Origin of the sequence: Bacillus xiamenensis (assembly GCF_001857925.1) — a bacterium.
GTDB lineage: Bacteria > Bacillota > Bacilli > Bacillales > Bacillaceae > Bacillus > Bacillus xiamenensis.
Window position 1 is genome coordinate 3,270,363 of sequence record NZ_CP017786.1, and the last position, 12,118, is coordinate 3,282,480.

General features: G+C 40.9%; 13 protein-coding genes and 1 riboswitch. Of the genes, 12 read left to right on the plus strand and 1 reads right to left on the minus strand.

Annotated elements, in window-relative coordinates; translation table 11 throughout:
* Nucleotides 1–37 precede the first annotated feature (37 nt).
* Nucleotides 38–170, plus strand: a riboswitch (FMN riboswitch).
* Nucleotides 171–316: 146 nt separating this feature from the next.
* Entirely contained in the window at nucleotides 317–901 is a 585-nt protein-coding gene (locus BK049_RS16740) for a riboflavin transporter FmnP (RefSeq protein ID WP_034739409.1), read from the plus strand.
* A gap of 231 nt (nucleotides 902–1,132) precedes the next feature.
* On the opposite strand, the gene BK049_RS16745 is transcribed toward BK049_RS16740, so the two are convergent.
* A complete protein-coding gene (locus BK049_RS16745; protein ID WP_008361239.1) occupies nucleotides 1,133–1,381 on the minus strand; it encodes a ferredoxin in 249 nt (82 codons plus the stop codon).
* 268 nt (nucleotides 1,382–1,649) lie between these two features.
* Here BK049_RS16745 and BK049_RS16750 point away from each other — a divergent pair, with 268 nt between their 5' ends.
* The 11 genes from BK049_RS16750 (at nucleotide 1,650) to sleB (ending at nucleotide 12,117) form a co-directional block, all read left to right on the plus strand.
* The gene (locus BK049_RS16750) at nucleotides 1,650–2,702 is read left to right on the plus strand and encodes a YpbB family protein (protein ID WP_071168997.1); all 1,053 of its coding nucleotides are present in this window, start codon (nucleotides 1,650–1,652) and stop codon (nucleotides 2,700–2,702) included.
* Nucleotides 2,695–4,203 carry a RecQ family ATP-dependent DNA helicase gene (locus BK049_RS16755; protein WP_071168998.1) on the plus strand — a complete coding sequence of 503 codons (1,509 nt, stop codon included), beginning with the start codon at nucleotides 2,695–2,697 and terminating at the stop codon, nucleotides 4,201–4,203. Before BK049_RS16750 ends, BK049_RS16755 begins: the two co-directional genes overlap by 8 nt.
* The gene (locus BK049_RS16760; protein ID WP_071168999.1) at nucleotides 4,200–4,841 is read left to right on the plus strand and encodes a CPBP family intramembrane glutamic endopeptidase; all 642 of its coding nucleotides are present in this window, start codon (nucleotides 4,200–4,202) and stop codon (nucleotides 4,839–4,841) included. Before BK049_RS16755 ends, BK049_RS16760 begins: the two co-directional genes overlap by 4 nt.
* On the plus strand, nucleotides 4,786–5,544 hold the full coding sequence (locus tag BK049_RS16765) for a LysM peptidoglycan-binding domain-containing protein (protein WP_008361244.1): 759 nt from the start codon (nucleotides 4,786–4,788) through the stop codon (nucleotides 5,542–5,544). Before BK049_RS16760 ends, BK049_RS16765 begins: the two co-directional genes overlap by 56 nt.
* Nucleotides 5,545–5,605: 61 nt before the next feature.
* Nucleotides 5,606–6,058: a DUF2663 family protein gene (locus BK049_RS16770; RefSeq protein ID WP_008361245.1), complete on the plus strand. Its 453-nt coding sequence runs from the start codon at nucleotides 5,606–5,608 to the stop codon at nucleotides 6,056–6,058.
* An 86-nt stretch (nucleotides 6,059–6,144) separates the two neighbouring features.
* Nucleotides 6,145–6,933: a metallophosphoesterase gene (locus BK049_RS16775; protein WP_008361246.1), complete on the plus strand. Its 789-nt coding sequence runs from the start codon at nucleotides 6,145–6,147 to the stop codon at nucleotides 6,931–6,933.
* A gap of 164 nt (nucleotides 6,934–7,097) precedes the next feature.
* Nucleotides 7,098–7,676, plus strand: a complete 579-nt coding sequence (locus BK049_RS16780; RefSeq protein ID WP_008361247.1) for a genetic competence negative regulator — start codon at nucleotides 7,098–7,100, stop codon at nucleotides 7,674–7,676.
* A gap of 196 nt (nucleotides 7,677–7,872) precedes the next feature.
* Nucleotides 7,873–9,147 (plus strand): Glu/Leu/Phe/Val family dehydrogenase, encoded by a 1,275-nt coding sequence (locus BK049_RS16785; RefSeq protein ID WP_007500982.1) that lies wholly within the window; start codon nucleotides 7,873–7,875, stop codon nucleotides 9,145–9,147.
* A 145-nt stretch (nucleotides 9,148–9,292) separates the two neighbouring features.
* Nucleotides 9,293–10,264 carry a YpdA family putative bacillithiol disulfide reductase gene (locus BK049_RS16790; RefSeq protein WP_071169000.1) on the plus strand — a complete coding sequence of 324 codons (972 nt, stop codon included), beginning with the start codon at nucleotides 9,293–9,295 and terminating at the stop codon, nucleotides 10,262–10,264.
* A gap of 154 nt (nucleotides 10,265–10,418) precedes the next feature.
* Nucleotides 10,419–11,075: a glutamic-type intramembrane protease PrsW gene (gene prsW / locus BK049_RS16795; protein ID WP_008361249.1), complete on the plus strand. Its 657-nt coding sequence runs from the start codon at nucleotides 10,419–10,421 to the stop codon at nucleotides 11,073–11,075.
* A 133-nt stretch (nucleotides 11,076–11,208) separates the two neighbouring features.
* A complete protein-coding gene (gene sleB, locus BK049_RS16800; protein ID WP_071169001.1) occupies nucleotides 11,209–12,117 on the plus strand; it encodes a spore cortex-lytic enzyme in 909 nt (302 codons plus the stop codon).
* Nucleotide 12,118: the final 1 nt, after the last annotated feature.

The following is a 12,118-nucleotide window of genomic DNA, read 5'->3' on the forward strand; positions in this document are numbered from 1 at the left end:
TCATATATCATATATAATGATGTCGAATTGAATAATGATCAATCTTCGGGGCAGGGTGTAATTCCCTACCGGCGGTGATGAGGCATTGTCTCTAAGCCCGCGAGCCTTTTTTGGCAGGATTCGGTGTGATTCCGAAGCCGACAGTATAGTCTGGATGGGAGAAGATGGAGGTTCATAAACGTTGAAAACATGTCTGTTTTTACGTTTATTTGTGTAGCCTAAATTTCCCGCTCCTGTGTACGTATTCAGAGCGGTTTTTTTGTGGCTAAAATTGAACAATCCTCTTTTCGAAAGATTTGATCGAAAAGGAGAGAGAATGTTGAATCAAAGTAGAGTAAAACGATTAGTCGTAACAAGTATGCTTAGCAGTATTTCGTTTGTTTTAATTTTATTGGATTTCCCTTTTCCAGGGCTTCCAGCGTATTTAAAAATTGATTTTAGCGATATTCCGGCGATTATTGCGATTTTAATTTATGGGCCGGGTGCAGGGATTGCCGTTGAAGCTTTAAAAAATGTACTGCATTACCTCATCCAGGGCAGTATGTCCGGTGTTCCTGTTGGGCAAGTAGCCAACTTCATTGCAGGCACATTATTCATTTTGCCCGTCGCTTTTATGTTCAAAAAAATCAAATCAGCAAGAGGCATGGCATGGTCAATGATCATGGGAACACTTCTCATGACTGTCATGATGAGTATTTTAAATTATTTCTTATTCCTTCCCGCTTACACATGGTTTTTAAATGCACCTGAGCTTTCAGATCATGCGCTCAGAACGACCATTACAGCTGGGATCTTACCTTTTAACTTTATTAAAGGAATTATCATTACCATCGTATTTAGCTTCATTTTTGTGAAAATGCGTCCATGGTTTGAAAATAAACGACGACTTCAAAATAGTTAATATAAAAAAGCCCCTGTATAAGGGGCTTTAGATTGTTGACAAAGGGCTAAAATGATCTTTATTTTAGCCCTTTGTCTTCTTTTCAGCGTGACATGAGAACCTTTGCAGTCTAGGAAGGACGAGTACCGGAGCGGAGCGAATTTAAGATTCGTGAGCACCGGCACGCAGGACTGACAAAGAATGCGAGGGTTTGTCTACACGCTGAAAGCCCCTGTATAAGGGGCTTTTATACTATTCATGCTTAAGTGGGTCACCATCGAAAGATTCGTCCGCAACTTTAATTGAGTCAGTTGGGCATCCTTCGAATGCATCAAGCATATCTTCTTCAAGCACTTCTGGAACTTCTACAGTCCCCTGATTGTCATCGAGTGTAACAAATGCAATGCCTTCATCATCATAATCATAAATGTCTGGAGCAGCTGCACCGCATGCGCCGCAAGCAATACATGTGTCTTTGTCTACAATTGTATATTTTGCCATGTTAAAAAAATACCTCCCAGATTGTTCGATGGAACAAATGGTTTAACCTGTTTCGTTTCACCGATAAAAAAACAATTTCCTCAAACCTTATTGTAATGATTTTAAATTCACATTTCAACTGTAAAGTGATTGAGAATGCTTATCATATAAGGGTTTGTTCATAACTTTCCCCCATTAATTGAGTTTAAACATTTCTTCTTCTATGAAATCTGTTAAAATAAAGGGAGAAAATATTCGAATTTTGTCAGGAAGACAGGTGCTTTGATGAATGACGATTCATTACTTGGATGTCGTGTTGATGGACAGCGTACATAAATTGAACGGCGAACGCTCCATTAGTGCTGTCTACCATCTTTTTAAAGGGAAAAAATCATCACAAACGATACAGGATGCAAGTTTGTTTCAGCTTTCCAGCTACTTCGGCTGTTTTCCGGGTTTTACGCGGGATCAATTGAATCGCTCTGTGCAAAAGCTTCAAGAGAAACACTTCATCAGAAAAACAGGGGATACATTCATTGTCACAGATGCAGGAAAGTATATGCTAAGGCAGCATTTTTCTAAAAAACCGATGCCCCCTTATTTTCACGGTGCCAAGTATCATGATAAAGCAAAGATGCTATGGGTGAGGTTGTCTTTACTTGTTCAAGTTCTTTCCCATCATGCGGCGCAATCACATCAATATGTGCCGATTCAAAGGGATATATCGGTTCAAAGCTGGACGAAATCGTTTTTAAAACACTGCCGCCAGAAGAAAGAGCTTTCTGAAGGTCTACATCATGAACTTGATACGCTCCTTGATCGTTTAAGTGATCAAGAGGCACTGCTCTTTGTCTATTCATTGACTTCACATGAAAGAATCGGGCGTACGTACCAGCAAATGGCTGAATGGCTGAAAGAAGATGTGTGGTATGTTTACCTGCTTTTTTGGAATGTGCTCCATTATTTTATTCAATCTGCACAAAAAGGTGAGGCGCCGATCATGCAGCGTATGATAGATGACCTTGAATTCAAACGTGTGCTAACCACCTCCACCCACAAAACACTTGAGCTTGTGCAAAAAGGGTTTAGTATTGATCAAATAGCCCACATTCGTTCTTTAAAAAAGGCAACGATTGAAGACCATATTGTGGAGCTGTCCATCCATGAGCCGAGTTTCTCAATAGAACCTTATGTCAGCAGCGAGGAGCAGCAGGCGATCCATGAGATAGCCTTTCAGCTTCAAACGAATAAACTGAAGCTGATCAAAGAAAACCTCGAGCATCCGTTTACTTATTTTCAAATACGATTGGCACTGACAAGGATGGTGAAAGCAAATGGATAAGCTTCATCAAACACTCATGAGATACTTTGGATATAGCGCGTTTAAAGTGGGGCAAGAGGATATTATTCAAAGTGTACTTCATCAAAAAGATACAGTTGCCATGCTCCCTACTGGCGGCGGTAAGTCACTTTGCTATCAAATTCCCGGCTATATGACAGAGGGGCTAGTTCTCATTATTTCGCCGCTTTTATCGCTTATGGAGGATCAAGTGGAGCGAATGAAAATGCGCGGTGAAAAGCGAGTGGCGGCGCTTAACAGTACACTATCTTTTCATGAAAGGCGACATATCATTCGGCATCTGCCATCATATAAATTTTTATTTGTCGCACCTGAGGCGCTCATGTCAGATGCGCTGTTGCAGCAGCTCAAATCGATGCATGTTGGTCTATTTGTCGTCGATGAAGCGCACTGCATATCAGAATGGGGACATGATTTTCGTCCTGAATACTCCAAGCTCGGAGAATGGAGAGAAGCGTTAGGTCATCCTATCGCCTTAGCACTGACGGCAACTGCGACAAAGCAGACCTTAAAGGATACTGTGCAAACTTTGCGGCTACAGCAGCCAGACTTTCATATTCACTCAGTGAACCGGCCTAACATTGCGCTAGTGAAGGAAGTGCATGAAACGAAAGAAACAAAAGAAAAACGAGCACTTGAGCTTGTGGAAACCATTCAAGGACCTGGCCTGATTTATTGCCCGACCCGGCAAATGACAGAGGATATCGCTCTTTTGGTTAAACAAAAAACGCATCAACGTGTAGAGTTTTATCATGGCGGAATGGAGGCAGGAGACCGCATGCTGATTCAGCAGCAATTTATCAGCGGTCAAATTGATCTGATTTGCTGTACAAGTGCCTTTGGCATGGGAATTGATAAAGCAGATATACGGTTTGTGATTCATATGAGCCCGCCGCAATCAATAGAAGCATTTATGCAGGAGATTGGAAGAGCGGGACGGGACGGAAAAAGTAGTGTGAGTGTTCTTTTATATACAGAAGAGGATGCCGATATTCAAAGTCATTTGATTCAAACAGAAGGCTTTGACGAGCCAGAAATTGATTTTTTCTTGGCTCAATTATCTCAGGTGCCTACAAATGATGAAAAAAAATTACGTGAACGATTGATGGAAGCGGGGCTACAGGAGACGCGTGCGAGGATGCTGACACATTATTACATGATGCACCAATCTGAACAGCCTCGAGTGCTTTTGGAGAATCTGAAAGAAAAGCTGCAGGATAGACAAACAGAAAAGCTCAAAAAAGTGTGGCAGTTTAAAGAACGAATCACTGATCATAGCTGCTTTAGACAATCTCTATTATCATACTTTGACGAACAGCTTGATCAAGCGGAGGAGTCTTCCTCTGGCAACTGCTGCTCTTCTTGCGGACTTGACCTGTCGGATTATGAAAAAAAAGATCAACCATTGGAGCTGAATGAAATGAAACACTGGAAGACCGAGCTGGAGCGTATGTTTCATCTGACAAAAGAGGCGCAGCATTGATTGAACAACATCGCCGTATTATTGAAAAATTAACCGATCGACAAGTAGTAGAACAGCTGTATTTCACGCAGCTGCTCATGCTGATTGTCTCTTTTTTATTAGGCATTTTTATGTTTGATCATTGGACTGATTTTACGGCACTTTGGCAGATGCATGATATGCGGATACTCACTTATGGAATTGGCGGCGCCTTACTTGTCATAATTGTGGATGTCATTGTCATGAAGGTGTTTCCGGCTCATATGTATGATGATGGCGGATTAAATGAGAAAATGTTCAAAAACCGCAGCGTACTGCATATTGTTTGGTTAACACTGCTCATTGCCTTTTCAGAGGAAATTCTATTCCGAGGGATCGTTCAGCAGCAATTTGGACTTGAGATTGCCAGCATGGTGTTTGCGCTTCTCCACTTTCGCTACCTGTCAAAAATACTCTTGTTTATCCTTGTGGTTTCTATTAGTATTTTTTTAGGACTTTTATACGAGTGGACGGGGAATTTATTTGTTCCTGTCATGACACACTTTGTCATTGACTTAGTCTTTGCTTGTCAAATTCGTTTTAAATATTGGGGGAGGGATGAACATGGAAGAGATGTCGAGAATAAAGAGAAAAAAGCAGCAGCTGACAAACATCCATGATGATGTAGAGGAAATCCTTGAGGAAAAAGTGCATCCTTCAGATGACTCTCACTTTCCTACACGAGAAGATTTCCATGAATATAAAAAGCAGCGCACGAAAAAAGTACGTAATCCACTGTTTACGACACTTGCTATTATCTTTCCTATCATTGTCGTCACTGTGCTATTTCTTTTGATGTATTATGCGTCAAACGGAATCAATGATCACAACAATCAAGGTGTATATATCGATAAAACTTCAAGTGCTGACACAGACCCAGTGCCAACCGCACTTGCTGAAACAAAAAATGACTCGGGCGCTGATCAAGCGGCGTCTGACGATGAGAAGAAAAAGAAAGAGGCAGAAGAAGAAAAGCAGCGATCAAAAGAAAAAGCAGAGCAAAAGAAAAAAGAACAAGCTGCTAAAGAGAAGGAAGAGCGCGAGAAGGCCGCAGCTGCAAAAAAACGTGAGCAGCAGCAGCTGGCTTTGCAAAAGCAGCAGGAAGAGAAAAAGCGAAAAGAAGCGGAAGAGAAAAAGAAGCAGGAAGAAAAGTCAGTTCGTGTTGTGCAGCATACTGTTGGTCCTAAAGAGAATTTGTACCGAATTTCCATGAAGTATTATAAGAACCGTTCGGGTGAAGAGAAGATTAGAGCTTATAATCATTTAAAAGGAAATAGTGTATACAGCGGACAAGTGTTGAATATTCCATTAGAAAATGAATGATCTGACATGAATCAATGAACAAGCACATACATATGTAGAAAAAAGGGACAGGGTGTATGTGATGACATTACACGCAATCAGCCGCTATATGGATCAGCCAACACAGAAAATGATTGAGACATTGATCAAAAGAAAGCACAAATACGAGGGCTTTGCCAAACAGTGCAAAAGGTGGCAGTGGACAGCCCTTTTATCTTTAGCGATTCTTCTGTTTTATTTTGTGATAACAGCGAATACTGGGGGTTCTCTAGAGCCAGAAGCGATGATTGCCACACTGCTCGGTCATGAGGTGTTTCTGTTTTGGATCATGGCTGAAGTGTTTGCTTTTTACGCATCATATTATTATAAGAAAAAAGAAGAAAAGGCTGAGGATGAATATCATAAGCTCAGATGTGAGATTATACAAAAAAGCACAGATTTATGGCCTCAATCAAATCAGTGGAAAGAGCGTGAAGCCGTTTTTCACTTCATGCAGAAGCAATATGACATCAATCTCTATTATGAAAGTAAATAAATGAGAAAAAGACGTTTAATAGTTGAAACGTCTTTTTTCATTCAAGCGTCTTATGAAAGAAAGATGATAAAAGGGAGTCATTCATAATGAAATATGCCATCGGATTTACTGCTGCCATAGCGGCTGTTACGACAGGTGTGTGTGTAACAGCGAAAATGATGAAAACGGCAAAACAAAACAACATCAAAAAGCATTACTTTACAATAGAAGCACTTCAATCAGATAGACCCGCAGTCATTTTCTTTATTTCTGATACGCATCGCCGCCTAATTAGTGAGACTTTATTGGCAGAAGTAGAGCAGGAGCAGCCAGATGTCATTATGATCGGTGGGGATTTAGCAGAAAAAGGTGTGCCTTATGCAAGGGTTGAAGAAAATGTGAAGCGGTTATCAAGAATGGCGCCGGTGTATTTTGTTTGGGGCAACAATGATCATGAGCTCCATCAGCAAAAGCTAAAAGAGATCCTTCATTCCTATCATGTCACGACATTGCAAAATGAAACGGCTGTGTGGAATTTTGAAGGCCAGCCCATTAAAATAGGCGGAATTGATGATATTCGGCTTGAAAAAGCAGATTATGAAGCGATTCGACCGGAGTTTGTTAAAGAAGATGTGAATATTCTCTTATCACACAATCCAGATGTGCATCACTTGATGAGTGAAGAAGAGGGCATTGATCTTGTGCTAAGCGGTCATACCCACGGGGGACAAATCCGTATCGGGAAATTTGGACCGTATGAAAAAGGGAGAACTGGCCAGGTCAAAGGCGCTTTCTTTCTGATTAGCAATGGCTATGGAACAACAAAAATTCCAATGCGACTTGGGGCAGAACCAGAAACGCATCTGATCTATTTAATGCCGCTAAAAACTCGCTAACTTGATGCCCCCTCAATATTTTCCATAAAAGTCACCTTAAGCATTGCTTCATGCTTGTCTTCCGTCTTGACACAGTGTAAACTGAATACAAAATTAAGAACCTATGACTCATCATCTCATATACTACAGTATGATGTGTGTTAGAAGAGGCAGGAGGGAACGTTATGCGACTGGAGCGTCTGAATTATAATAAAATCAAAATTTTTCTCACACTAGATGACCTGACAGACCGAGGTCTTACGAAAGAAGACCTTTGGAAAGATTCGTTCAAAGTTCATCAGCTATTTAAAGACATGATGAACGAAGCGAATCAGGAGCTCGGTTTTGAAGCGAATGGACCGATTGCAGTTGAAGTATTTTCTCTTCAGGCGCAGGGGATGGTCGTCATTGTGACAAAGAGTCAGCAGGAAGATGCTGATGATGAGTTTGATGAAGATTACATTGAGATGCAAGTCAAGCTCGACGAGAGTAAGCATGTGCTCTATCAATTTGCTTCGTTTGAAGATGTGATTCAACTGTCCCATAGTTTAAGTCGTATTGGACTTTTAGGGGGTACAGTTTACCATTATGAAGGTCAATATTTTCTCAGCCTAGATGATTTTGAAGAACTGTCTGCTGATACGGTCATTTCCATTTTAGCGGAGTTCGGGTCTCCTACGACATTAACCATTCACCGGCTAAAAGAGTATGGAAAAGTGATCATGCAGGAGGATGCAGTGAAAACGATTCAAATGTATTTTTAATCACTTTTTTCTATTATATTTAATACTGTTGTGTTGAAACAACAGTATTTTTTTATATCCTTTTTTATATTTATAAACGCTGATATTTTATTTTGATAAAAAACGCTTTTTACCTTTGCTTTACCAGTACGAAGGTGTATACTATTGCTTGAAAGGGAGCAGTAGATCATGAAAGATTTCTAGGGGGTTTATTTTAATGGCAGCCGATCAAAACGCCGCTCATAACGCAGAAGATAAGCTAGATGTTTTAAAGTCAACTCAAACCGTCATACATAAAGCGCTTGACAAATTGGGCTATCCGCAAGAAGTGTATGAATTACTGAAAGAGCCAATTCGTCTATTAACGGTCAAAATCCCAGTACGTATGGATGATGGATCGGTGAAGATTTTCACTGGTTATCGCGCGCAGCACAATGATGCTGTCGGTCCGACAAAAGGCGGAATTCGATTCCACCCAAACGTTACTGAAAAAGAAGTAAAAGCGCTTTCGATTTGGATGAGTTTAAAATGTGGTATTGTGGATCTTCCTTATGGCGGAGGAAAAGGCGGTATTATCTGTGATCCAAGAGAAATGTCATTCAGAGAGCTTGAAAAACTAAGCCGCGGCTATGTTCGCGCAATTAGTCAAATCGTTGGGCCAACAAAAGATGTTCCAGCGCCAGATGTATTTACAAACTCTCAAATCATGGCATGGATGATGGATGAATATTCTAGAATTGATGAATTTAACTCGCCAGGATTTATTACAGGAAAACCAATTGTTCTTGGAGGCTCGCATGGACGTGACACTGCAACTGCAAAAGGTGTGACGATCTGCATCAAAGAAGCGGCGAAGAAAAAAGGGATTGACATCAATGGGGCTCGTGTTGTCGTACAGGGATTCGGAAATGCGGGAAGTTACTTGGCTAAATTCATGTATGATGCCGGAGCGAAAATCGTAGGAATTTCAGATGCTTACGGCGGTTTGTATGATGAAGATGGTCTAGATATTGACTACTTGCTTGACCGACGTGACAGCTTTGGAACCGTCACTAAATTATTTAACGATACAATTACAAACCAAGAGCTGCTTGAGCTGGATTGCGATATCTTAGTACCAGCAGCCATTGAAAACCAAATTACAGAAGATAATGCGGCAAACATTAAAGCTAAAATTGTCGTAGAAGCAGCAAATGGACCGACAACACTGGAAGGAACAAAAATTCTTTCAGATCGCGGTGTACTGCTTGTCCCAGACGTACTTGCAAGTGCGGGTGGAGTAACTGTTTCATACTTCGAATGGGTGCAGAATAACCAAGGGTTCTACTGGACTGAAGAAGAAGTCGAAACTCGTTTAGAAGATATGATGGTGAAATCATTTAATAATATTTATGAAATGGCGCAGAACCGCCGCATTGATATGCGTCTTGCCGCATACATGGTCGGCGTACGTAAAATGGCTGAAGCTTCTCGATTCAGAGGCTGGATTTAAGCGGCTTATTTGCATCACGCCTAAAAATCTCCTATCCTTAAATAGGAGATTTTTTTTATGTAATGGCACAAAGAATCAAACAGCCCAGCAATTGTTATTGCAGTCCAGCAATTGTTATTGCAGTGAAACGACAGGAGTGGAACAAATGAAACAAGAAAAAGCGATCATAATAGGAGGCGGCCCGTGCGGTTTATCAGCTGCCATCGCATTCAAGCAAATCGGCATTGATGCACTTGTGATTGAAAAGGGGAATGTGGTCAACAGTATTTATCATTATCCCACACACCAAACCTTCTTTAGTACAAGTGAAAAGCTTGAGATCGGTGATGTCGCTTTTATTACTGAAAATCGAAAGCCCGTTCGCATTCAGGCGCTTTCCTATTACCGAGAGGTGGTCAGACGAAAAAACCTGCGTGTGAATGCCTTTGAAAAAGTAAACGCTGTGACGAAAAAAGACGGCCGTTTTACCGTGAGTACATCAAAAGACGACTATACATGTGACTATGTCGTGATTGCTACTGGGTATTATGATCACCCAAACTATATGAATGTCAAAGGGGAAGACCTTCCTCATGTGTATCATTATTTTAAAGAAGGGCACCCGTACTTTGATAAAGATGTGACGGTCATCGGCGGGAAGAACTCTAGCGTCGATGCCGCCCTAGAACTTGTGAAATGCGGAAGCAGGGTCACGGTTTTGTATAGAGGGACTGAATATTCCTCCAGCATCAAACCTTGGATTTTACCGGAGTTTGAAGCACTTGTCAGAAATGGAACCATTCGAATGGAGTTCGGTGCGGAGGTCAAGGAAATCACAGAAGAAGATGTTGTCTTTACAAATGAACATGGTCAAATAGAGCGTGTGAAAAGTGATTTTGTATTTGCGATGACAGGCTATCATCCCGATCATTCATTCTTAGAAAAAATGGGTGTCACGATTGATCAAGAATCAGGCCGCCCAGCATTTAATGAACAAACGATGGAAACAAATGTAGAAGGTATTTTCATTGCAGGGGTCATTGCAGCAGGAAATAATGCCAACGAAATTTTCATTGAAAATGGAAGATTTCATGGCGGGCTGATTGCAGAAGAAATCAACAAAAGAATCAACGGGTAAAAAAAGAACTGGATCCTTTTAAGGGATTCAGTTCTTTTTAGGTAAAATGGGATTATATAGAAAAATATTTTGTGGAAAATGGGCTCGAGTCATATAAAAAAGCGGAAAATCATGGTACGATAATAAAGGATAATGTAGGGAAAGAGGTCTGATTATGATCGCAATCATCTCAGCAGGTTTAGCTCCCGGCATCGCACTTTTAAGTTATTTCTATTTGAAAGATCAATACGACAATGAGCCGGTTCACATGGTCATCAGATCTTTTATGCTAGGTGTCATACTTGTGTTTCCAACCATGTTTATTCAGTATGTCCTCCAAGAGGAACATATTGCCACAAATCCTATCTTGATTTCATTTGTGACGTCGGGTTTTTTAGAGGAATCATTAAAATGGTTTATTTTAATGGTCAGCGTTTATGCACATGTGCAGTTTGATGAACACTATGACGGGATTGTCTATGGAACAAGTGTCTCACTTGGATTTGCGACACTTGAAAATATTCTATACTTAGTCGTTCATGGGGTAGAATTTGCGTTTACACGGGCCTTGTTGCCTGTATCAAGTCACGCTTTATTCGGTGTTGTGATGGGGTTTTATATAGGTAAAGCTCGTTTCTCTGAAAAAAAAGAGCAGCGCAAATGGCTGATCCTTTCTTTAATACTTCCTGTCCTTTTTCATGGCTTATATGACTTCATTCTTCTTGGCATGAAAAATTGGGGATATATTATGCTGCCTTTCATGATTTTTTTATGGTGGTTTGGTCTACGGAAAGCCAAAAAAGCCCGTGCAGTGAAGATGGTACAAATGTAAATTGGAAAACGTCCTATATTGCCATTAGGGCGTTTTTTTGTTTTTTCATCCAATTCAATCCTGTAATGAATGTATAAAAATAGGGATCGGAAGAAACATATATTCAAACATCAAAAGTACAGGAGGATCAAATATGGACAAAGCTCGTTTCATGAAACAAATCGTCCTTATCTTTTCAATCGTTCTTCTCGCATCTTCACTGATGACAGCTGAAAAAAGTGAGGCTTTCACTAATCAAGTGATTCAGCGGGGAGCTACAGGAGAAGATGTAGTCGAGCTGCAGGCAAGGCTTCAATACAATGGCTTTTACAACGGCAAAATTGATGGTGTATATGGCTGGGGCACGTACTGGGCCGTTCGCAACTTCCAAAGCCAGTTTGGTGTAAAAAAAGTTGATGGACTCGTAGGGGAACAAACAAAAAGCCTATTAGTTCAAAAGACGAAATACTATAAAGAGTTTGTACAGCAGCAGCTGCAAAAAGGGAATCAGTTTACGCACTATGGAGGGAAACCCCTTGATCAGCAAACAAAGGCTCCTGCGCAAAGAAACACGCAAAAAAAGACAGCACAAGGAGCAAAAGGGAATCAAACAAGTCAAAGCGGAGGCAGCAGCTCATCTGGGAAGTCTGGAAATGGGCAGGCAAATCAAGCGCCGAAACAAACCGCAACCAACATGCCAGGTGGTTTTTCCAGCAATGACATTCAGCTTCTTTCACAAGCTGTTTATAGTGAAGCAAGAGGTGAACCATATGAAGGGCAGGTGGCTATTGCTGCCGTCATCTTAAATCGTTTGAACCACCCAACCTTTCCAAATACAATCGCTGGTGTCATTTTTGAACCGCTTGCGTTTACAGCTGTGGCAGATGGACAGTTTTATATGACGCCAAATGAAACCGCTAAAAAGGCCGTGTTTGATGCCATTAATGGCTGGGACCCATCTGAAAGCGCCGTCTATTACTTTAATCCTGATACAGCAACAAGCCCATGGATTTGGGGAAGACCACAAATTAAACGGATCGGGAAACATATTTTCTGTGAATAAA